The sequence below is a fragment of the Arthrobacter sp. FW306-06-A genome, assembly GCF_021870055.1.
GTDB lineage: Bacteria > Actinomycetota > Actinomycetes > Actinomycetales > Micrococcaceae > Arthrobacter.
Map to the genome: position 1 here is coordinate 1,682,076 of NZ_CP084552.1, position 21,615 is coordinate 1,703,690.

General features: G+C 66.9%; 22 protein-coding genes. 18 read left to right on the plus strand and 4 right to left on the minus strand.

The window, feature by feature from the left end; all coding sequences use genetic code 11:
• Window positions 1–21: 21 nt before the first annotated feature.
• Genes LFT49_RS07695 through LFT49_RS07710 form a run of 4 tightly spaced genes read left to right on the plus strand, consistent with a single transcriptional unit; the run spans window position 22 to window position 2,975 of the window.
• Window positions 22–786, plus strand: coding sequence for a CoA transferase subunit A (locus LFT49_RS07695; RefSeq protein ID WP_236821714.1), 765 nt, complete (start codon window positions 22–24; stop codon window positions 784–786).
• The gene (locus LFT49_RS07700) at window positions 783–1,565 is read left to right on the plus strand and encodes a CoA transferase subunit B (RefSeq protein WP_373462204.1); all 783 of its coding nucleotides are present in this window, start codon (window positions 783–785) and stop codon (window positions 1,563–1,565) included. The genes LFT49_RS07695 and LFT49_RS07700 overlap by 4 nt, the downstream gene beginning before the upstream one ends.
• On the plus strand, window positions 1,562–2,131 hold the full coding sequence (locus tag LFT49_RS07705) for a MaoC family dehydratase (RefSeq protein WP_237430201.1): 570 nt from the start codon (window positions 1,562–1,564) through the stop codon (window positions 2,129–2,131). The genes LFT49_RS07700 and LFT49_RS07705 overlap by 4 nt, the downstream gene beginning before the upstream one ends.
• Before the next feature lie 4 nt (window positions 2,132–2,135).
• Entirely contained in the window at window positions 2,136–2,975 is an 840-nt protein-coding gene (locus LFT49_RS07710) for an HpcH/HpaI aldolase/citrate lyase family protein (protein ID WP_237430202.1), read from the plus strand.
• A 47-nt stretch (window positions 2,976–3,022) separates the two neighbouring features.
• Here LFT49_RS07710 and LFT49_RS07715 read toward each other — a convergent pair whose 3' ends face one another.
• The gene (locus LFT49_RS07715) at window positions 3,023–4,492 is read right to left on the minus strand and encodes a lipase maturation factor family protein (RefSeq protein ID WP_236822008.1); all 1,470 of its coding nucleotides are present in this window, start codon (window positions 4,490–4,492) and stop codon (window positions 3,023–3,025) included.
• Between the two features lie 104 nt (window positions 4,493–4,596).
• On the opposite strand from LFT49_RS07715, the gene dxr reads away from it, so the two are divergent.
• The 11 genes from dxr to LFT49_RS07770 all read left to right on the plus strand — a co-directional run bounded on the left by dxr (window position 4,597) and on the right by LFT49_RS07770 (window position 16,310).
• On the plus strand, window positions 4,597–5,781 hold the full coding sequence (gene dxr, locus LFT49_RS07720; protein WP_237430203.1) for a 1-deoxy-D-xylulose-5-phosphate reductoisomerase: 1,185 nt from the start codon (window positions 4,597–4,599) through the stop codon (window positions 5,779–5,781).
• Between the two features lie 17 nt (window positions 5,782–5,798).
• Window positions 5,799–7,130 carry a M50 family metallopeptidase gene (locus LFT49_RS07725; protein ID WP_236821718.1) on the plus strand — a complete coding sequence of 444 codons (1,332 nt, stop codon included), beginning with the start codon at window positions 5,799–5,801 and terminating at the stop codon, window positions 7,128–7,130.
• Window positions 7,131–7,282: 152 nt separating this feature from the next.
• A complete protein-coding gene (locus tag LFT49_RS07730) occupies window positions 7,283–8,038 on the plus strand; it encodes a MarR family transcriptional regulator (RefSeq protein ID WP_236801893.1) in 756 nt (251 codons plus the stop codon).
• On the plus strand, window positions 8,035–8,583 hold the full coding sequence (locus tag LFT49_RS07735; protein WP_237430204.1) for a hypothetical protein: 549 nt from the start codon (window positions 8,035–8,037) through the stop codon (window positions 8,581–8,583). The genes LFT49_RS07730 and LFT49_RS07735 overlap by 4 nt, the downstream gene beginning before the upstream one ends.
• Before the next feature lie 117 nt (window positions 8,584–8,700).
• Entirely contained in the window at window positions 8,701–8,994 is a 294-nt protein-coding gene (locus LFT49_RS07740; protein WP_236821720.1) for a YciI family protein, read from the plus strand.
• A gap of 34 nt (window positions 8,995–9,028) precedes the next feature.
• Window positions 9,029–10,195 (plus strand): flavodoxin-dependent (E)-4-hydroxy-3-methylbut-2-enyl-diphosphate synthase, encoded by a 1,167-nt coding sequence (gene ispG / locus LFT49_RS07745; RefSeq protein ID WP_142134593.1) that lies wholly within the window; start codon window positions 9,029–9,031, stop codon window positions 10,193–10,195.
• A complete protein-coding gene (locus tag LFT49_RS07750; RefSeq protein ID WP_236822009.1) occupies window positions 10,158–11,048 on the plus strand; it encodes a GNAT family N-acetyltransferase in 891 nt (296 codons plus the stop codon). Before ispG ends, LFT49_RS07750 begins: the two co-directional genes overlap by 38 nt.
• Before the next feature lie 52 nt (window positions 11,049–11,100).
• Window positions 11,101–11,844, plus strand: a complete 744-nt coding sequence (locus tag LFT49_RS07755) for a hypothetical protein (protein WP_236801896.1) — start codon at window positions 11,101–11,103, stop codon at window positions 11,842–11,844.
• A gap of 416 nt (window positions 11,845–12,260) precedes the next feature.
• Window positions 12,261–14,072, plus strand: a complete 1,812-nt coding sequence (locus LFT49_RS07760; RefSeq protein ID WP_236801897.1) for a proline--tRNA ligase — start codon at window positions 12,261–12,263, stop codon at window positions 14,070–14,072.
• Window positions 14,069–14,863, plus strand: coding sequence for a sulfite exporter TauE/SafE family protein (locus LFT49_RS07765; protein ID WP_236801898.1), 795 nt, complete (start codon window positions 14,069–14,071; stop codon window positions 14,861–14,863). The genes LFT49_RS07760 and LFT49_RS07765 overlap by 4 nt, the downstream gene beginning before the upstream one ends.
• Before the next feature lie 55 nt (window positions 14,864–14,918).
• Window positions 14,919–16,310, plus strand: a complete 1,392-nt coding sequence (locus LFT49_RS07770) for a pyridoxal phosphate-dependent decarboxylase family protein (RefSeq protein WP_237430205.1) — start codon at window positions 14,919–14,921, stop codon at window positions 16,308–16,310.
• Between the two features lie 27 nt (window positions 16,311–16,337).
• Here LFT49_RS07770 and LFT49_RS07775 read toward each other — a convergent pair whose 3' ends face one another.
• Genes LFT49_RS07775 through LFT49_RS07785 form a run of 3 tightly spaced genes read right to left on the minus strand, consistent with a single transcriptional unit; the run spans window position 16,338 to window position 19,355 of the window.
• Complete coding sequence (locus LFT49_RS07775; RefSeq protein WP_236802819.1) at window positions 16,338–17,318, minus strand: aminoglycoside phosphotransferase family protein; 981 nt, start codon at window positions 17,316–17,318, stop codon at window positions 16,338–16,340.
• A 49-nt stretch (window positions 17,319–17,367) separates the two neighbouring features.
• Window positions 17,368–18,132, minus strand: coding sequence for a VIT1/CCC1 transporter family protein (locus LFT49_RS07780; protein ID WP_236801900.1), 765 nt, complete (start codon window positions 18,130–18,132; stop codon window positions 17,368–17,370).
• Between the two features lie 53 nt (window positions 18,133–18,185).
• A complete protein-coding gene (locus LFT49_RS07785; protein WP_236801901.1) occupies window positions 18,186–19,355 on the minus strand; it encodes a DUF4439 domain-containing protein in 1,170 nt (389 codons plus the stop codon).
• Between the two features lie 106 nt (window positions 19,356–19,461).
• Here LFT49_RS07785 and rimP point away from each other — a divergent pair, with 106 nt between their 5' ends.
• The 3 genes from rimP to LFT49_RS07800 all read left to right on the plus strand — a co-directional run bounded on the left by rimP (window position 19,462) and on the right by LFT49_RS07800 (window position 21,581).
• Entirely contained in the window at window positions 19,462–20,073 is a 612-nt protein-coding gene (gene rimP / locus LFT49_RS07790; protein ID WP_236801902.1) for a ribosome maturation factor RimP, read from the plus strand.
• Window positions 20,073–21,053, plus strand: coding sequence for a transcription termination factor NusA (nusA, locus tag LFT49_RS07795; RefSeq protein WP_236801903.1), 981 nt, complete (start codon window positions 20,073–20,075; stop codon window positions 21,051–21,053). The genes rimP and nusA overlap by 1 nt, the downstream gene beginning before the upstream one ends.
• 195 nt (window positions 21,054–21,248) lie before the next feature.
• Window positions 21,249–21,581: a YlxR family protein gene (locus tag LFT49_RS07800; protein ID WP_236802820.1), complete on the plus strand. Its 333-nt coding sequence runs from the start codon at window positions 21,249–21,251 to the stop codon at window positions 21,579–21,581.
• Window positions 21,582–21,615 lie beyond the last annotated feature (34 nt).

Sequence of the window (21,615 nt, forward strand, 5' to 3'; positions counted from 1 at the left end):
GCCGGCCTGAAAGGATCAAGGATGATTGACAAGGTTGTTGCCAGTGCTGATGAAGCCGTGGGGGACATCCCCGACGGCGCTTCCCTGGCCGTGGGCGGGTTCGGCCTCTGCGGGATCCCGGTGGCCCTGATCGATGCCCTGCACCGGGCCGGGACAACGGACCTGGAAACCGTCAGCAACAACTGCGGCGTCGACGACTGGGGACTGGGCATCCTGCTCCGGGACGGGCGTATCCGCCGCACCATCAGCTCCTACGTGGGCGAGAACAAGGAGTTCGCCCGCCAGTACCTGGCCGGCGAGCTCGAGGTAGTGCTCACCCCGCAGGGCACGCTGGCCGAGAAACTGCGTGCCGGCGGCGCGGGCATCCCGGCCTTCTACACCAAGGCGGGGGTAGGCACCCAGGTGTCCGACGGCGGCCTGCCGCAGAAGTACGACGCCAACGGAGGCATCGCGGTTGCCTCGGCCCCCAAGGAAGTGCGCCCGTTCGGCGGCGTCGACTACGTCCTGGAAGAGTCCCTCACCCCGGATTTCGGGCTGGTGCACGCGTGGAAGGGCGACCGCCACGGCAACCTGGTCTTCCACGCCACGGCCATGAACTTCAACCCGCTGTGTGCCATGGCCGGAAAGATCACCATCGCCGAGGTGGAGGAACTGGTGGAGCCTGGCGAACTGGACCCCGAACATATCCACACCCCAGGCATCTTCGTCCAGCGCGTGGTCCATGTCCCGAATGGTGAGAAACGGATCGAAAAGCGGACGGTCGCCCTCAGCAAGGCAGGAGCATGAGCATGGATCCCAACAGCCCCGAGGCTCCGCGCCCGGAAGCCGTACGCCCCGAGTACCGGCGTGCAGGGTCCCAGCAGCACGCCGGCCCTGGTGACTCCACGTCGCCGGCAGACACCAAAGGCTGGAACCGCAACGAACTGGCCGCGCGGGTGGCCAGGGAACTGCGCAACGGCCAGTACGTGAACCTGGGGATCGGCATGCCCACCCTGATACCCAACTACATCCCTGACGGGGTGGAAGTGGTGCTGCACTCCGAGAACGGAATCCTCGGCGTCGGACCCTATCCCGCTGAAGACGCCCTGGACCCGGACCTGATCAATGCCGGCAAGGAAACCGTGACCGTCAACAGGGGAGCGGCGTTCTTTGACTCGGCAACCTCCTTCGGCATGATCCGCGGCGGCCACGTGGACCTGGCCGTGCTGGGCGCCATGGAGGTGGCCGAGAACGGAGACCTGGCCAACTGGATGATCCCGGGAAAGATGGTCAAGGGCATGGGCGGGGCCATGGACCTGGTGTTCGGGGCCAAACGGGTGATCGTGATGATGGAGCACGTTGACCGCAACGGAAACCCCAAAATCGTCCGGCAATGCTCGCTGCCGCTGACAGGCAAGGGCTGCGTGGACCGGATCATCACGGACCTGGCCGTCATCGACGTCGTCAAGGATGGCGGCGCCTCCCGGCTGGTCCTGCGCGAGCTTGCTCCCAACGTCTCCGTCGAAGACGTGGTGGCCGCCACTGGAACCGACCTGTTCGAGGAAGACAGGGAACTGACCGTATGACCGGCAACAGCCCTGCGGGCAGCAACTCGGACAGCCCAACCACCGCAGCCGTTGACCGAGGCAGGCGGGTCGTTGAGCAGCGCGGGCTGTACTTCGACGAACTGGAGGAAGGCGTGGTGTATGCCCACCGGCCGGGGCGCACCGTGACCGAAGCCGACAACGTCCTGTTCACCACGCTCACCATGAACACGCAGGCCCTCCACCTGGACGCGGCCTGGAGCGCCGGGCAGCCCTTCGGCCAGCGGCTGATGAACTCCATGTTCACCCTTGCCACCATGGTGGGCCAGTCCGTCACGCAACTGACCCAGGGGACCATCATCGCCCAGCTGGGCCTTACCGACGTGTCCTTCCCGCACCCGCTCTATCACGGCGACACGCTCTACACGGAGACGGTCATCGCCGGCAGGCGACTTTCGGCCTCGCGCCCCGGCCAGGGGATCGTGACCATGGAACACACTGGCCGCAACCAGGACGGAACCGTGGTGGCCCGGGCCACGCGCAGCTGCCTGATGTGGACGCGGGATGCTCACCAGGACGCACGGAACGTTCAAAGCATCGGAGAATAGCCTTATGACTTTCGTGATGGGCCCCGCCCTGCTGTTCTGCCCCGCCGACCGGCCGGAGCGCTACCAAAAGGCCGCGGCCCGGGCGGACGCCGTGATCCTTGACCTTGAGGACGCAGTGGCGCCGGCGGACAAGCAGCGCGCCCGCGGCGCGATCCTGGCCCAATTGGGAACCACCGGGGTGGAGCCGGAACTGGAACCCAGCTGCACCATCGTCAGGGTCAACCCCGTGGGAACGGAGGACTTTGAAAAGGACCTGCACTGCCTTGCCCACACGCCGTACCGCACCGTGATGCTGGCCAAGGCCGAATCCGCCGAACAGCTCAAGGCCCTTGAGGGGTACCAGGTGATCGCACTGTGTGAAACGGCCCTTGGCGTGCTGAACGCCCCGGCCATCGCCGCCGCCCCGAACGTGGTGGGCCTGATGTGGGGGGCGGAGGATTTGCTGGCCACGCTTGGCGGGACCTCCAGCAGGACGGACGACGGCGGCTACCGGGCTGTTGCGCTGCACGCCCGCTCGTCAGTGCTTGTGGCGGCCAGGGCGTTCGGCAAGGAAGCCGTGGATGCCGTCTATACCAACATTCCCGACCTTGATGGGCTTGCGGTGGAGGCAGCCGACGCGGTGGCGTCAGGGTTCAGTTCCAAGGCGTGCATCCACCCGAGCCAGGCCGCGGTGGTCCGCAAGGCCTACGCGCCTACCGATGACGAAGTGGCCGCGGCCCAGGCACTCCTGGCTGCGGCAGAGTCAGCAGGGTCCGGAGTGTTCCGCTACGAGGGAAAAATGATCGACGGCCCCATCCTCAAGCATGCCCAGGAGATCATCCGGCGGGCTGCCCAGAAGGTTTAGCCCAGGACTGAAAATTTAGCCAGCACTGAAGGTCTGGCCGGGTCCAGCTACCGTTGCTGTCCCTGGGAACGGCGCAGGGACGTAGGCGGGATGGGTTCGTACAGGAGGGTCCGCACCCAGCGGTTCCCCGTCTCGCGGAACTCCTTCCGGCTGGCGAAACGGTAATGGAAGCTGCGCACGCGCACCCACCGGGGCGCGGCGCCGTCGAACGGGTCACGCCGCAGCAGCCGCAGCATCTGCCGGTCCGCCGCCAGCAGCTTCGCCAGGAAGGCGTAAAACCATTCCTCGTGCACGCTGCGCAGCGGCAGGAACCACATCAGCCAGTCGAGCCGCAGGTGGTACGGGGCCCACTGCCGGGGGATCCTGCGGACATCGCCGGGCTTGCCCTTGAACCCGTACTCACGCCAGTCGGAGCTGTCGCCGGGGTCCTCATCCAGCGTTCCCTCCACCACGATCTCGATGCGCTGCTTGGTCACGGTGCCGAACGCACCGTAGGCGTTGACCAGCTGCCACCGGTTGAAGCTTGCATTCATCAGCTGCCGGCGGGAGAAGAGGTTCCGCAGCGGCCAGTAGCTCAGGACCAGCAGCAGGAGGGAGGCGGCCAGTGTGATGGCCAGCCACCAGGGCGGGGTCTCCCGCTGCATTCCGGTGGCCGCCTCCCAGTCCGCCGGGATGGCCGGTATCACTGCGTGCGCCACGGGGTCGCTTACCGCGGCGAACGCGAGCACGATCGCCATCCAGTTCAGCCAGGCGAAGTTGCCACTGGCCACCAGCCACAGCTGGGTGACCACCACGACGGCGGCCGCCACACTGGCCACGGGCTGGGGCGCAAAGAGCAGGAACGGCACCACCAGCTGGGCGATGTGGTTGCCCACTACCTCGATGCGGTGCAGCGGCTTGGGTAACAGGTGCGCCTGCCTGCTGAGCGGCCCGGGCATGGGCTGGGTTTCATGGTGGTAGTACAGCGCCGTCAGGTCACGCCACTCGCGGCCGCCGCGGATCTTGATCATTCCCGCACCGAACTCCAGCCGGAACACCAGCCACACGATGAGGATCAGGATGGTCCTCGGCGGCTCGGTTTGGTTGGAACCGAGGAAGGCAACGGTGAAGCCCGCCTCCAGGAGCAGCATCTCCCAGCCGAATCCGTAAAACGTCTGGCCCACGTTCACGATGGACATGTACAGCAGCCACAGGGCCAGAAAGGCGATCAGCGGGACCCAGGGCGGCCCCATCTGCGGAATTCCGGCCACGAGCAGCGCCGACACCACCAGGCCGGCGGCGCAGACACCACGCAGCAGGCCGTCCGAGTACCGCCAGCGGAACAGTGTGAACCGGCGCATCCGGGTAAACGCGGCCAGGAACTCCGGCACCGGCAGCAGCCCGCGCTCGCCAAGCAGGGCGGGAAACTGGTTCAGCGTGGACAGGAACGCCACGAAGTACAGTGCCGCCACACCCCGTTGCAGCACCTGCCGGGCGAATTCGTACTCCGGCGCATCAAACCACGAGAGCCAGTCCACGCAGTCCACGTTACGCCCGGCAACCCCGGGGTCAAGGCGCAGCAGCAGGTCAGCGGCGCGGGCCGGGGCGCGGGCGGGCCCGAAGGGTGCGGGATACTTAACCAATGCAGCCACGCAGAATCGTCCTCCTCGGATCCACCGGTTCCATCGGCACCCAGGCGATTGACGTCGTCGACGGCGCCCCCCACCTGTTCGAGGTGGTGGCACTGAGCGCCGGGGGCGGCAACCTGGAACTCCTGGCCCGGCAGGCCGTCCACACCGGTGCCGCAGCCGTGGGAATTGCCGGGGGAGACCCGGCCCGGCTGGAAGCACTTATCCGTGAAGCTGCCGCTGCGGCAGGCCGTCCCGGCTACCGGCCCCAGATCGTGGCCGGTCCGGACGCCTCCGCGCAGGTCGCGGCAGTCCAGGCGGACGTGGTGCTTAACGGCATCACCGGTTCCATCGGCCTGGCCCCCACGCTCGCGGCCCTCAAGTCCGGCGCCACCCTGGCCCTGGCCAACAAGGAGTCGCTGATCGTGGGCGGCAGCCTGGTCAAGGCCGCGGCCGCGGAAGGCCAGATTGTTCCGGTGGACTCGGAACACTCCGCCATTGCCCAGTGCCTGCGCTCCGGCACTGCCGACGAGGTGGACAAACTGATCCTGACCGCTTCCGGCGGCCCATTCCGCGGCAGGAACCGGGAGGAACTCCACAGTGTGACGCCCCAGCAGGCCCTGGCCCACCCCACCTGGGACATGGGCGTCATGGTCACCACCAATTCGGCCACGCTGGTGAACAAGGGCCTGGAAGTCATCGAGGCGCACCTGCTGTTCGATATCCCGCTGGACCGGATCGACGTGGTGGTCCATCCTCAGTCCGTGGTGCACTCCATGGTGCAGTTCATTGACGGCTCCACCATCGCCCAGGCCTCCCCGCCGGACATGCGGCTGCCCATCGCGCTGGGACTTGGTTGGCCGTCCCGCGTACCCAAGGCCACCAGCGCGTGCGACTGGACCCGGGCCGCCACCTGGACCTTTGAACCGCTGGACACTGAAGCTTTCCCCGCCGTCGGCCTTGCCAAGGAAGCGGCCAAGCAGGGCAGCACGTTCCCCGCCGTGTTCAATGCGGCCAACGAGGAAGCCGTCACCGCATTCCATGCCGGCAGGATCCGCTTTACCGACATCGTGGACACCATCGAGGCCGTGCTCAGCGAACACTCAGGCTCTTCCGGGCTGACGGTGGAGTCAGTGCTGGATGCTGAAAGCTGGGCACGTGCCCGGGCCCACGAACGTTTAGCAGTCAGCAGTCTCTAGGAAGCAGCAGCACCTCCATGACCCCTGTTTTACTTTTCATCCTCGGCGTCGTCTTCGTGGCGGTGGGCATCGCCGTGTCCATTGCGCTCCACGAAGTGGGGCACCTGGTCCCCGCCAAGCTTTTCAAGGTGCGCGTCACCAAGTACATGATCGGCTTCGGACCCACGCTGTGGTCGCGCCGAAAGGGCGAAACCGAATACGGCGTCAAGGCAGTCCCGCTGGGTGGCTACGTCTCCATGATCGGCATGTACCCGCCCAACAAGGAGGACGGCTCGGTCCGGCCATCCAGCACCGGCATGTTCCAGACACTTGCCACCGAGGCCCGCTCGCAGGCACACGAGGAAGTTGGGCCCGGTGACGAAAACCGCGTTTTCTACCGGTTGCCGGTCTGGAAAAAAATCATCGTGATGCTGGGCGGCCCGGCCATGAACATGATCCTTGGGCTGCTGTTCACGGCTGTGCTGCTCATGGGCTTCGGTGTTGCCACAGCCACCACCACCATCTCGGACGTGTCCAAATGCCAGGTGGCGGCCGGGCAAACCGTTGACCCGAATTCCGCTGACTGCCAGCTCACGCCGGCCGCGGCTGCCGGGCTCAAGCCCAATGACACCGTCACTTCCTTCGATGGCAAGGCCGTGACCAGCTGGGACCAGCTGACGGAATGGATCCGCGCTTCCGCGGGCAGGGAAGTGGCCATTACCGTGCAGCGGGATGGCAACCCAGTGTCCACCACCGTGACGCCGGTCCTTTCGGCCCGGCCGGTGATGGGAAGCGACGGGCGGCAGGCCACCGACGCCGCCGGCAACCTCCAGTACCAGGACGTCGGTTTCCTTGGCATCGGTGCGCAAACGGCGCTGGTGCCCCAGCCGGCGTCGTCCGTCCTGCCCATGGCGGGGGAGAACATCCGCCAGGTGGCCGGCGTGGTCTTGAACCTTCCGGCCCGAGTGGTGGGCGTGGCCAAAGCCGCCTTCAGCGAGGAGCCCCGCGATCCGAACGGACCCATCAGCGTTGTGGGCGTAGGCAGGGTTGCAGGTGAAGTAGCCGCCATGGAAGCGGTGCCGCTGCAATCCCGGGTGGCAACCCTCGTTGGCCTGCTGGCAGGCCTGAACTTCGCACTGGCGGTGTTCAACCTGGTCCCGCTCCTGCCGCTCGACGGCGGCCACGTTGCCGGGGCGCTCTATGAGGGCGTGCGGCGCAAGGTGGCAAAGCTGCGCGGCCGGCCGGACCCGGGAGCGTTCGACATCGCCAAGCTGCTGCCGGTTACCTACGTTGTGGCGGCGCTGCTCATGGGTATGAGCGTCCTGCTTATCTACGCGGACATCGTCAAACCGGTCAATCTCTTCGGTTAGGCCGCCGCCTCTGTGGAGCCGCAGCGTCTGTGGAGCCGCACGGGCGGGCCGCGTTGGTACTGCGCCCTCCTTCTCGCAGCCGATATCGACTGATTCTCAAATATCAGCCAAATATGATTGATTCACTGGCATCAGCCATCTATGGTTGAGAAATGTTCGTCATGACCATCGACCAGCGGGGAAGTACCGGCGGCCAGGACCTCGTCCCGGACCTTCTCGCCCGGATTGCCGCGCTGCAACCGTCCGGAACGGAGCAGCCGGTCTTCGAACGTACCGTGGGTGATGAAGTCCAGGGGGTAGTGCCCGACCCTTCCGTCGTCGTGGAGATTGCCCTCCATGCACTCCGCTTCGGTCGCTGGTACGTGGGGATCGGCGTCGGAACTGTCTCCCTGGCTCCAGGCGCCAGCCCCCGCGAAGGAACCGGGACTGCGTTTGTCGCCGCCCGCAAGGCAGTTGAGCTGGCCAAGGCCGCCGGGCCGCAGGTGCCGTTGTCGGTGGTGCCGGGCATCATGGCGAAGACCGGCGGTGTCCCCGCCGGGGAGGGGAGCCAGGCATGCGCAAATGCGGAGGCGGTGCTCCGGCTGCTCGGCCGGCTTGTCCAGGACCGCACGGAGGCCCAGTGGCGGGTGGTGGATGCCCTGCGCCGCCTGGATGAAGGCCGCCTGGATGGAAGCCGCCTGGGTGCGCGCAGCCCGGGACCGGGCCGCCACGGAAGCCAGAAGCAGGTGGCGCTTGAACTCGGCATCTCGGAACAATCGGTGAGCCGTACCGTGCTTCGGTCCGGGTGGCAGGAAGAATGGGCAGCCAGGCCAGCTGCGGCGATGCTTCTGGGTTTCGCGGACTCGCAGATTAACGGCCCCCTCAAAGACGACCGTGATGCAGACGACCCCAACGAAGGAGACAGGTGACCGCACTTTGGGTGGCAGTGGCCCTGGTAGTGGCCGGCTTCGCCGGCTGGCCGGTGACGGCGTTGGTGTTCAAGCTCGCGCGGACCATCGACGACCGCGCGGACGCTGCGAAGGCGGCGGATGCAGCCCGCAAGGCCGAACAGGATCCTGCGGGCGACGTTGCCGTGGACGACACCCCTGCCGACGCCCCGGGGGCTGCCCTTGGAACAGCAGGCGGCGCAGCCGGCCAGGCTGTGGACGATGAGCTGACCGCCCCGCCTGTCCACCCGCCGTCGGACGCGCCTGCCGGGCCCGCGCCCCCCACCCAGCGCATCCTGCGCGGGGGCGCCATCATTGGCGTACTGGAGCGGCTGGGCGTCTGCCTCGCCATCCTTACCGGGCAGCCCGTGGCCATCGCCTACATCGTTGCCATCAAGGGCCTGGGCAGGTTCGCCGAGCTGAAGGAAACGCCGGTGGCAGCCGAGCGCTTCATCATCGGGACGCTCACGTCGATGCTCTGGGCGGCCGGAACCGCTGCCGCGGTCAAAGTCATCTTCCTGCACTAGTTCTATTGCTGCACTAACACCACGGCCGGCCCCGGACGGTCTTTGCGCGCCGGGTCGCTTCGCCCTGCCGGCCGGACGCGTACGGTACCAAGCCAGCCATGGCGATAGGGTAGCGGTATGACAGTTTTTGCCGTTGAGTACGTTTATGCCGCCAGCTCCACTGAAACCCGCAACGAGGTCCGGCCCGCGCACCGGGAATGGACCGCGAACCTGGCACAGGACGGCGTCATCGTAGCCAGCGGCCCGTACGGTGACGGTGCCGGTGCCCTGCTGATCTTCAAGGCCTTGGATGAAGCCGCCCTCAACTCGATCCTCAAGCAGGACCCGTTCGCCGGAGCCGGTGTGATCGCCGGAACGCGCATCACGGAATGGTCACCGGTAACCGGCATGCTGGCCGGGATTTCCGCGTAGCCGCCTTTTTACCCTTTCAACTCAAGGAGTCCACGTGACCTCGGTCAGCCTGGGAATGCCGTCAGCACCACCGCCCGTCCTCGCGCCCCGCCGCAAGACGCGCCAGATTAAAGTCGGCTCGGTAGGCGTAGGGTCTGACTACCCCATCAGCGTGCAGTCCATGACCACCACGCCCACCACGGACATCAACGCCACCCTGCAGCAGATCGCTGAACTGACTGCGTCCGGCTGCGACATCGTCCGCGTCGCCTGCCCGTCCGCCGATGACGCCGAAGCGCTGCCCATCATCGCCCGGAAGTCCCAGATCCCCGTCATCGCGGACATCCACTTCCAGCCCAAGTACGTCTTCGCAGCCATTGAAGCCGGCTGCGCTGCGGTGCGCGTGAACCCGGGAAACATCCGTAAGTTCGACGACCAGGTCAAGGAGATCGCCGCCGCGGCGAAGGACCACGGTACCTCCATCCGCATCGGCGTGAACGCAGGCTCCCTGGAACCGGGAATCCTGAAGAAGTACGGCAAGGCCACTCCGGAGGCACTGGTCGAGTCGGCGGTCTGGGAAGCCTCACTGTTCGAGGAGCACGGTTTCCACGACTTCAAGATTTCCGTCAAGCACAACGACCCCGTGGTGATGGTGGCCGCCTACGAGATGCTCGCGGAAAAGGGTGACTGGCCCCTGCATTTGGGCGTCACCGAAGCCGGCCCCGCCTTCCAGGGGACCATCAAGTCCGCCACCGCGTTCGGCGCGCTCCTGTCGCGGGGGATCGGTGACACCATCCGCGTGTCCCTGTCCGCGCCGCCGGTGGAGGAGATCAAGGTCGGCAACCAGATCCTCCAGTCGCTGAACCTGCGGCCCCGCAAGCTGGAAATCGTGTCGTGCCCGTCATGTGGCCGTGCCCAGGTCGACGTGTACACTCTGGCAGAACAGGTCACCGCCGGCCTCGAGGGAATGGAAATTCCGCTGCGCGTGGCGGTCATGGGCTGCGTCGTGAACGGCCCGGGCGAGGCGCGTGAAGCGGACCTTGGTGTTGCATCAGGCAACGGCAAGGGCCAGATCTTCGTTAAGGGCGAGGTCATCAAGACTGTTCCCGAGAGCGCAATTGTTGAGACACTGATCGAAGAGGCTATGCGTATCGCGGAAGAGATGGGGGAGGCCGATGGCGAAGATGCTGTCAAGGGTAGCCCCGTGGTTAGCGTCTCGTAGGGACGCTCCCGACCCGGCAGGGCTTTCTGTCCGTACGCTCGACGGCCAGGACACCCCCGCACTGACGGCGCTGGCCCAGCAGGACCCGGTGGCCAATGTGTTCATCCTGGCCCATCTGCGCGGCACCGGGACGGCGGCACCCACCAGCGGCGGGGCCGGCGTCATCGGCGTTTTCGACGGCGGCATCCTGACGGGCGCATGCTGGGCCGGGGCCAATTTGGTTCCGGTCCAGCTCGATCCCGCACTGGCCCCCCTGGTAGCGGAGGCAGCCAACAGTTCCGGGCGCAGGTACGCCTCGGCTTTCGGTCCGGCCGAGGCCGTGCTGGCACTTAATGCCGAACTCACGGAACTGGGGCACCAGGCCCACGAGGTCCGGGCCGACCAGCCCCTGATGGTCATCGACGGAGCACCCCGGGTACGGCCCCACCCGGGCCTGGTGCACGGGGACCTGGCGGACTTCGACCGCATCCTTCCCGCATGCGCCGCCATGTTCGAGGAAGAAGTAGGCTACTCGCCCTATTTGGGCGGCAGGGAGTTCTACAGCCGGCGGGTGGAAGGCCTCATCAGGCAGGGGCACTCCCTGGTCCACCTCAACGAAGCCCGCGAGGTGGTGTTCAAAGCCGAGTTGGGTGCAGTCACGGACGACGTCACCCAAGTCCAAGGGGTATGGATGAATCCGGCTTTCCGCGGCCAGGGGCTCAGTGCGGCGTACATGGCGGCAGTGGTGGAAAAAGCCCAGCAGATTGCCCCGATGACCAGCCTCTACGTCAACGGCTTCAACACCAGGGCCAGGTCCACCTATGAGCGTGTGGGCTTCCGCCAGGTGGGGACCTTCGCTACAGTCCTGTTCTAGCCGGTAACTGCCGGTTCCGTGCTGGATATTGGGGGAAAAATTGAAGACGTCCGTGCTTGGAACTTTCGGGGCCTGCGCCCTTCTTGCCGTTGGTGTTTCTGCGTGCGGCGGGACGTCCGCGCCACAGGCAGCGGAATCCACACCTGCCGCGCCTGCGGCCTCCACACAAAGTACGCCCACCCCAACGGCAACTCCGACGCCAACCGCCAAGGCCTACACCAGCGAGGAACTCGCTGCCATCGTCGGCCAGGTCCGGGACGCGGCAGACCGCAGGCTGTCAGTCCTGCCCAGCGCCGACATCAAAACCACGCTCGAACAAACCAAGGCAATGATTGCGTCCATTGACGTCAAGCCCGCAGAGTGCAAGGAACTGGCCGCCGCAAGCGCCGTACCTTCCGTCGACGGAGCAACCATGGCGATGGGCATGAGCACGGACGCCGGCACCGGGGCCGCCACAGCCCTGTCCCTGATTGCCGGCCTGGACCAAAGCTTCCTTGCCAAGGTCAAGGACCAGCCGGACCAGCTGGCGAAGTGCTCCTCCATGACCATGACCGCGTCGGGCATGGAGATAGCCGTAACCGTGACTCCGGTGCAGGGAGCCGGCAGCCTCCCCGGTACCGTTGCCTACCGCACTGACAGCGCCCTTCCCGATGGACGCAAGCAGTCAACCGTTACGGCCCAGGTGGTCAAGCAGGGCGTGGTGCTCACCTCGGTTGCGTCCGGAGGCGAGAGCGAGGCCGACGCCGTCCGCCGGGCTGGTGCCCTCCTTGACTCCGCTGCTGCGCTGGTCAAGTAAGACAACCGCCTGTCACGTAACAACGCGTCGTCAAGGCACAACAGCGGAAGTAACGCCGCGCGACAGGTAAAGGGCACGCGGATTCCGAAAATAAAAACACTTGTCAAACGTGCGCACGATCACATAAGTTCTTTCTAGCTGCGCTGGAAGTGGGGTGGGCGGTCTCACCAGTCCTCACCAGTACTCAGGCGATAACGGCGTTGGGCCACGCCCGGATGCGATGACCAGCCTCATTGGGGGGCCAGGGGCTTTGTATTCCCGGGCGTGGCCCTACTGTGTCCGGCCATTGCCGGGCAAGCCGGCCCGGCTGCGTTCCCTGGCCCGTAATTGCCGCATGTTCCGTGCCGGTAGATTAGTATCCAGACGAATTGTCCGGCCCTGCTGACCCAGCACTTCCCCAGAAACGGATACCACCCGTGGTCCTACGACTGTCCCAGCTTTTCCTGCGCACGCTGCGCGAAGACCCCGTCGATGCCGAGGTTGCCAGCCACAAACTCCTGGTCCGCGCCGGCTACATCCGCCGCGCTGCCCCCGGCATCTACACCTGGCTTCCGCTGGGACTGAGCGTCCTGCGCAAGGTCGAGGAAATCATCCGCGAGGAGATGGCAGCCATTGGCGCCCAGGAAGTCCACTTCCCGGCCCTGCTGCCACGCGAGCCGTACGAGGCCACGAACCGCTGGACCGAATACGGCGAGGGCCTGTTCCGCCTCCAGGACCGCAAGGGAGCTGATTACCTGCTGGCCCCCACGCATGAGGAGATGTTCACGCTCCTGGTCAAGGACCTGTACTCGTCCTACAAGGACCTGCCGCTGAGCCTGTACCAAATCCAGAATAAGTACCGCGACGAGGCCCGTCCCCGGGCCGGGCTCCTCCGCGGCCGCGAGTTCATCATGAAGGATTCCTACTCCTTTGACGTGGACGACGCCGGTCTGGATGCCAGCTACGCCGCCCACCGCGCCGCCTACTTGAAGATCTTTGAACGCCTGGGCCTTGAAGTAGTGCCCGTGGCAGCCACCGCCGGCGCCATGGGAGGTTCCAAGAGCGAGGAATTCCTCTTCCCCACGGAGATCGGCGAGGACACCTTTGTCCGCTCGGCCGGCGGCTACGCCGCCAACGTCGAGGCCGTCACCACGGTGGTCCCCGAGGAAATCGACTTCACCAACGCCCCGGCGGCAGAGGTCCTGGATACCCCGGACACCCCCACCATCGAGACCCTGGTTGCCGCTTCCAACCAGATCGCCCCTCGGGCAGAATCCGACGGCGGCGCCTGGACTGCAGCGGACACGCTCAAGAACGTGGTCCTCGCCGTCACGCTGCCCACCGGTGAACGGCAGCTGGTGGTCATCGGCCTCCCCGGCGACCGCGCAGTGGACCTCAAAAGGGTGGAGGCAAACATCGGCGCCTTCCTGCCGATCGGTGGAGAGATCGGCCTGGAGCAGGCAGGCGAGGAAGACCTCAAGAAGCAGCCGCTGATCGTCAAGGGCTACCTTGGCCCCGGCCTGTCCCTCGACCAGCCGCTCCTGGGCGCCGACAGTGCCACCAAGCTGCTGTACCTGGTGGACCCCCGGGTGGTCAGCGGAACTGCCTGGATTACTGGCGCCAACGAGGCCGGCAAGCACGTCTTCGGCCTGGTGGCCGGACGCGACTTCCGCTGGGACGGCGTCATCGAGTGCACCGAAGTCCGCGCCGGCGACCCCTCCCCGGACGGCTCGGGCCCGCTGGAGACCGCCCGCGGCATCGAAATGGGCCACATCTTCCAGCTCGGCCGCAAATACGCCGAAGCACTGGACCTCAAAGTCCTGGACCAGAACGGCAAGCAGGTGGTGGTCACCATGGGTTCCTACGGCGTCGGGGTCACCCGGGCCGTGGCGGCATTGGCAGAGGCCAACCACGATGACCGTGGCCTGGTCTGGCCCCGCACGGTAGCGCCCGCCGATGTACATGTGGTTGCAGTAGGCCGCGGTGACGAGATCTTCCAGACGGCGGAAAAGCTGTCGGCGGAACTCGAGGAAGCCGGACTGTCGGTCATCTATGACGACCGGCCCAAGGTCTCGCCGGGCGTGAAGTTCGGCGACGCCGAGCTGGTGGGCGTCCCCACCATCCTGGCAGTGGGCCGCGGCCTGGTGGACGGCGTGGTGGAGATCAAGGACCGCCGCAGCGGTGCGGCCGAGAACGTGGCGGTAGATAAGGCCGTCGACTACGTGGTCAACGCCGTCCGCAACCAGTGACCTCCGGCTTCGAGTCGATCCAGCTCACCACCATCATCCTGATCGTGGTGGCTGGATTCGCAGCCGGGTGGATTGATGCGGTGGTGGGCGGCGGAGGCCTCATCCAGCTTCCGGCGCTGCTCCTGGTCCCCGGCATCGCGCCGGTCCAGGCGCTGGCCACCAACAAGATGGGCTCCATCTTCGGTACCGCCACCAGTGCTGTCACCTATTACCGGCGGGTGGGGCCGGACCTGCGGACCGCGGTGCCCATGGCGGTGATAGCCCTGGCAGGCAGCTTCGGCGGGGCAAGCCTGGCCGCTACCCTGCCGGCCGGGGTGTTCAAGCCCATCATCGTGGTGGCCCTGGTCGCCGTCGCGCTTTTCATTGCCCTGCGGCCCAGCGTGGGTGAGCTGACGGCACTGCGCCACGAAGGCCATAAGCACTACGTCGTGGCCTGCTTGATCGGTGCTGTGATCGGCTTTTATGACGGGCTTATTGGCCCGGGGACCGGTTCCTTCCTGGTCATCGCCCTGGTGTCCGCCATGGGCTACGCCTTCCTGGAAGCAAGCGCCAAGGCCAAAATTGTCAACATGGCCACCAATGCCGGTGCCCTGTTGTTCTTCCTGCCGCACGGGTCCATCCTTTGGGGGGTCGGCCTGCTGCTCGGCGGCGCCAACATGGCCGGCGGCTACCTCGGCGCCCGCACAGCCGTGAAGCAGGGCAGCAAATTCGTCCGGGTGGTCTTCCTGGCGGTCGTGGCGGCCCTGATCGTCAAGCTTGGCTACGACGTCTGGCAGGAAAACTTCTCCTGATCCGCCCTGGAAACTGGTCCTCGTCCTGGGGACCAGCCCGGCGTAGCATGCAGGTATGGCACACGGCGATGACGGGTTTGCCGCGGCACTGGCAGCCGCCGCAGGGTATTCGCAGGCCTGGCTGGACAGCCTTCCGCACCGCCGCGTGGGACCCAGCCGGAACGCCACAGAGCTCGCCGAAGTCTTCGGCGGACCACTGCCCCAAGCAGGAATGCCTGCAGCGGGCGTCATCGACTTCCTGGCAACCCAGGCAGAACCTGGCCTCATGGCCATGCCCTCGAGCCGGTTCTTCGGTTGGGTGATCGGCGGCACCCTGCCGGCCGCCCTGGCCTCGGACTGGCTGGTCAGCGCATGGGACCAAAACGCGGGCCTGCGCTACGCCACCCCGGCCACGGCTGCCATCGAGGAAGCCGCCGGACACTGGCTGCTGGACCTGCTGGGCCTCCCATCCACCGCCGACGTCGGATTCGTCACCGGCGCCACCATGGCAAACTTCACCGGCATGGCTGCCGCCCGCTGGCGGCTGCTCACCGATGCCGGCTGGGACCTGGACCGCGACGGACTCTGCGGCGCACCCCGGATCCGCTGCTTTGTCGGACGGGAACGGCACGACACCGTTGACCTCGGCCTTCGCTACCTGGGCCTCGGAAAACCAACGGAAGTCGACGCAGACGGGCAGGGCCGCCTGCTCCCCGCCGCCCTGGACGCCGCGCTTGCCTCCGGCACCGGGCCCGCCCTGGTGTGCCTCCAGGCAGGCAACCTGCACTCAGGCGCCTTCGACCCCTTTGCCCAGGCCATCGCCGTCGCACGCAAACACGGTGCGTGGGTACACATCGACGGTGCGTTCGGCCTTTGGGCTGCCGCCGCACCGGAACTGAGGCACCTCACCCGGGGCTATGAAGAGGCCGACTCCTGGGGCACGGATGCCCACAAGACGTTGAACGTGCCGTACGACTGCGGCATCGCCATCGTCCGCGACCCGTCGGCGCTGCGGGCTGCGATGGGCCTGCACGCGAGCTACCTGGTGCACGACGCGGAAGGCCCGGGCGATCCCTTCGAGAAGGTCCCGGAACTCTCGCGCCGGGCACGGGGAGTACCGGTGTGGGCCGCGCTTAAAAGCCTGGGCCGCGAGGGCGTGGCAGCCCAGGTGGGTGGTCTGGCGGGTGCCGCCGCGGCAATCGCAGAAGGAATGGCCGCCCTGGACGGCGTGGAGGTGCTCAACGACGTCTCCTACACCCAGGTGTGCCTGGCTTTCGGCGACGACGACACCACCCGCGCGGTCACGGCCCGTGTCATCCAGGACGGGAAGGTGTGGATGTCCGGGTCACGCTGGCGGGAGCGGGACATCCTTCGGGTTTCGGTGAGCAACTGGCATACGGCGGGGGAGGATGTGGGCACCGCAATCGACGCCGTGCGGTCAGCCCTGGCCGCAGTGCGGAACTCCTGACCGTTCGCGCACGCCTTGCCGGCCGCCCTACCCGTCCTGTCCCGGCTCGGGCAGTGAATGGGGATGCGGCAGGCCGTCCAGGGTTTTGCCGGCCAGGGTGCTGGAGACCCAAAGGGACCGGGCAAGACCGCCCTGGTGTCCCTGCGCGGCGTACCCCAGCGCGTTATCCACTTCCCTGGCGATGGCCCACTGCCGGGCCACGTCGGGGTCCAGGCCGGCGGCTGTGCTGAAGTCGTGGCAGCGCGTCAGCAGCGCCGCGCCGGGCCGGGACGCCGGCAGGTCCGCAAGGCGGTTCCACAGAAGCGGGGCCACGGCGAACTCGGGTTCGCCAATCATCGGCTGGGGGTCGATGGCCGCGTATCCCGCCGCCGTCGGCGCTTCACCCGTGGGCTGCTTCCCCGGGCGCGCCAGGACATTCAGGAAATGCAGGTCCGTGTGGACCAGCAGGTCATGGGCCGACCGGCGGCCCACCGCACCGCGGGTCTGGCACACTTCAAGGGCTGCCTCCAGCAGCCACCGGGGGAACGGGCGGCCCAGCTGCTCCCAGTCCGCCGGCAGTTGGTCGCTCCACTGTTCGGCTCGGCCGGCGATGTCGGCGAACTCCCGCCATTCAGGGCGGTGGTCCGGGGCCAGCCCCAGTTGCCGCACCAGCCCGCCCCAGACAACGGCAGCGTCATCCAGGGGCACGTCCGCCAGTGACCGTCCGGCGTCGAGGCGTTCCAGGAGCATGGCGCACGATTCCGCGTCGGAGGCCAGCAATGCAACAGCGCCACGGCCGCCCCAAAGTGCCAGTGCATGCCGCTCCACCTTGGCTTCATCGTGGGGGAAAGCGATCTTCAAGGCTGCTGGTGAACCGTCGTCCTGCCGCACCGGCAGCACGATGCCGCCGTGTCCACTCCACGGCAGGCTGCCGGGCGCCAGGTCCACGTCGAGCTGCCATTGCTCCAGCCGGTCAGCCAGCAGCCCCGGAAGGCTGTCAAGCCAGGTGCGTCCTGCCCGGTCGCGCATGTAGCGGGCCGTGAGGTCCGGCGGGATGGGCAGTGCCGGCACCACGGGGTCAAACAACACCCGAGGCCCCCAGCAGGTTGCCGATCACGAACGTCGCCGCGAGCGCCAATGCGCCGCCCACCACCACGCGCACAGCTGCCCGCGTTTTTGAGCCGCCTCCGATCCATGCCCCCAGGGCGCCTGTTATGGCCAAGGCCACCAGGACTGCTGCAAACGTCAGCGGAAACCGGATGCCGGGTGGGGGAAGCAGGATGGCCAGCATTGGCAGAATAGCCCCGATGGTGAACGCGATGGCTGAGGCGAATGCCGCGTGCCAGGGGCTGACGATGTCCTCCTCGTCGATGTTGAGCTCGGCAGACAGGTGCGCGGCCAGGACGTCGTGGGCAGTAAGTTCGCGGGCGACCTTGGCCGCGGTTTCGGGGGTCAGCCCCTTGGCCAGGTAGAGGGCGGTCAGTTCGGCGAGCTCCGCTTCCGGTTCTTCCTCCAGTTCGCGGCGTTCCTTCTCAATCAGGGCGCGCTGACTGTCACTTTGGCTGCTGACCGAGACATATTCGCCCAACGCCATTGACACGGCGCCCCCCACGACGCCGGCGACGCCGGCCGTGAGGATGGGCCCCAATTCGGCCGTGGCACCCGCCACGCCAACCACAATGGCGGCCACGGAGACGATGCCGTCATTGGCGCCGAGGACGCCGGCGCGCAACCAGTTCAGCCGGTGCGCAATATCGTTGCCGTGCGGTTCCGTCTCAAGGTGGTTGTTCAGCTCCGGGCTGGCACCGGTCCCCGGGGCATCGGCTGGATCGTCGGCGTTCATCCTTTCAGGAAACCACCCCGGCCTTCCCAGTGCCACCCTCTGCGTGGTCTTCTTTACGACCATTCCTTCAGTGGTGACGGCCCAGTGAGGGCCTGGGATTCCGCGGACGACGGCGCGGGGCCGGTACCGGCAGGACGTCCAGTAACTGCGGGAAGGTTGGGCAGTTGGTTAACGTCCAGGGTCAGGCCTGGAACAGCTCCGGGGTCTGTGCCCCAGCGAAGCGCCCGTCCTGCGGCAGCCTGCAGCGCTGACAGCGCCCATTTCCGGTCCTGGCCCTGGGACAGTGCCACCAGGGCGCCGTAGGAGGCGAGCGTCGCTGCCTCGAGCCTGCCCAGGCCTGCTGCCGGTGCGGCCAGGAAGGCGGAATCGAGGACATATCCCGGCTGTTGCGGTACGGCCGTTCCACAAGCGAGCCTGAGGCGTTCCTCCCCGGTGTCGGCCAGTTCGCGGTGCCGGGCCAGGAACTCCGACGCCGGCCCGGCCTCGGCGGGACCGAGGCGGGGGAGTGCCGCCTGGTACCCGTAGGCAGCCTCCTCCTCTGCGGTGACGACAGCGGCCAGCGCCTCGCGCACGCCGGCAGCAGTGCCCGGGCGAGCGCCCTTCTGCGAGGCAGCCGCGGATGGCGAGGGGCATGGGGAAGCAGTTTCCTGGGCCGGCACCTCTTCTACCGTTGCGGCTGCCGTTGCCTCCGGGACGGGTACTCCTGTGGCGGCGGCCAGGCGGCCGGCGGCGAGGATCTGCGCGGTGCCGGCACCCGCGAGGAGGCGGGCCATGCCGCCGTCGGCTGTTTCTGCGTCCTTGAGGCGCGCGGTTCCGCTGCCGGCCAGCGCCTGGACGAGTCCGGCAACACTGGCCGGGCCGGCGGTGGAAGACGGCGTGGCGGATGCCGGCGGCGTGGCTGCACCGGTTTCCGGTGCAGGGGACATCAGCGCGGGGGACATCAACGCCCTGGCCTGGATGGTCAGCAAGGTCACAACGGGGTCCAGGACGGCGGAATCCGCTGCGCCAGTGGAAGACAGCTCCATCCCGGAGGCACGCAGGTCCATGGCAGCAGTGAACGCCGCCGCCCTGGCCCGTTCCGTCAACGGAGGCTCGGCGGGAGCTGGCTTTTCCGCGGGAATCAAGGCGAAACCGAGGCTCAGGACCACCAGCGCGGCGAGGGCAAAGACGGCAAACCGGAACGCGCGCACGCGCGGGTGGGTGTCCTTGAGGGGGTGTTTCACAACAGACCATGGTGTCACGCTGAGGGGGCACCCGGGTGCACCACGGGGCCGGTAAAATAGCTACGCTAGTAAACACCACATCATCTATAGGGAGGCGGCCGGCATCGTGAGCAACGCAGAAGCTACGGCTTCACCAGACCACACCGGCACGGGAAGCGGCACCGCGCCGGCCCACAACCCCGAAGCTGCGCGGCTCCGGGCTCTCCTGGAACCCGCCGTTCACGCAAACCGCCTGTACCTGGAGGACGTAGCCATCATCCCGGGCTCCCACCGTGTGGTCCATGTCGTGGTGGACCTGCCGCAGGAAGAGACGGGCGGGGTCAGCCTGGACGTCATCGCGGACATCTCCAAGGTCCTCTCGGATGTGCTGGACAACGACCCCAACGACGACGGCCGCCCCTATGACCTCGAGGTGTCCTCGCCCGGCGTCGGCCGTCCCCTGACCGAACCGCGGCACTGGCACCGCGCGCGGGGCCGGATGGTCAAGGTCAACGTCACCCAGGGCGAGAACGTGACCGGCCGCATCAAGTCCGTGGACGACGGGGGAGTCACCCTCGTTCCGGAGATCGCCGTCAAGAAGGGCATGAAGCCCCGACAGGGTGAACCCGTAAAGCTTCCTTTCGACAGGATCCGCAACGGAAAAGTCGAGATCGAATTCAGCCACCTCCCGGAGGACGGTCTGGAACCTGAACACAATGGACCTTCTGAGGAGGCCTGATGGATATTGACATGAGCGCACTGAGACTTTTGGAGCGTGAGCGTGAAATCCCGCTGGACCTCCTGATCCCCACCATCGAGCAGGCGCTCCTGGTGGCCTACCATAAGTCGCCCGGCGCCTTCGAAAAAGCACGCGCCGAACTGGACCGCAAGAGCGGGCACGTGACCATTTGGGCCGTGGAGATTGACGACGACGGCGCCCCCATCGGCGAATTCGAGCACACCCCAGAAGGGTTCGGCCGCATCGCAGCCAGCACGGCCCGCCAGATCATCCTGCAGCGGCTTCGCGACGTTGAGGACGACAACGTCCTGGGCGAGTTCAAGGGCCGCGAAGGCGAGTTGGTGTCCGGCACCATCCAGCAGGGCAACAACCCGCACATGGTCCAGGTCAACCTCGGGTCCCTCGAGGCGCTGCTTCCCCCGCCCGAGCAGGTCCCCGGCGAGAAGTACATCCACGGTAACCGCCTGCGCGCCCTGGTCATTGACGTGCACCGCGGTACCAAGGGCCCCTCCGTGACGCTGTCCCGGTCGCACCCGGGCCTGGTTCGGAAGCTCTTCGAACTCGAAGTCCCCGAGATCGCCGACCACTCCGTGGAGATTGTCGCGCTGGCCCGCGAAGCCGGCCACCGCACCAAGATCGCCGTCAAGGCGAACACCCCCGGGATCAACGCGAAGGGTGCCTGCATCGGTGAGATGGGTTCCCGCGTCCGTGCCGTCATGAACGAGCTGAACGACGAAAAGATCGACATTGTCGACTACAGCGAGAACCCGGCTACCTTCATTGCCAGCGCGCTGTCGCCGTCGCGGGTGAATTCGGTCACCATCACCGACGAGGCCACCCGCTCCGCGCGCGTGGTGGTTCCGGACTACCAGCTGTCCCTGGCCATCGGCAAGGAAGGCCAGAATGCCCGCCTTGCGGCAAAGCTGACCGGGTGGCGCATCGACATCGTCTCCGACGCCGCGGTGGCCCGCGACAAATAACTGCCGGGACGCGGGTGGTTGGCGCGCCGCGGCAGCCATCCCGTTTCGGGCAGAACGGCCCCGAGGGGCTAGAATGGATAAGACCGCGCCTAACAGCCGGTAGCCGTGTGCCTTGGGCGTGCTCGTTTCCGCAACTGCGGGGCAGTAAAACCTGCGGCCAGCAGAAAGAACGTCAGGACGATGACCGTGGCAGAAATGCTTTCCACAGGGAATCAGCCCGAGCGTACCTGCATCGGATGCCGGAAGAAGGGCCCGCGGTCGCAGTTGCTCCGGCTCGTCGCCGAAGGCAGCGGGTCAACCGCTGTCCTGGTGGATGAACGACGCCGGATGGCTGGCCGGGGTGCATGGCTGCACCCCAGCACATCGTGCCTGGCCCTGGCGGTCAAGCGGCGAGCATTCGGGCGTGCCCTTCCGGGCGCAACTGAAACAACCGCCGTCGAACGCTGGTTCACGCCAGGTCCGAACGTTGACGCCGCCCCGGTGGCTGCAACACCAACCGTCCAACCTGAAAGCGGGTCAGAAATCTGATGGAAACCCGATGAGTTCCCAGCGATGAGTGCGT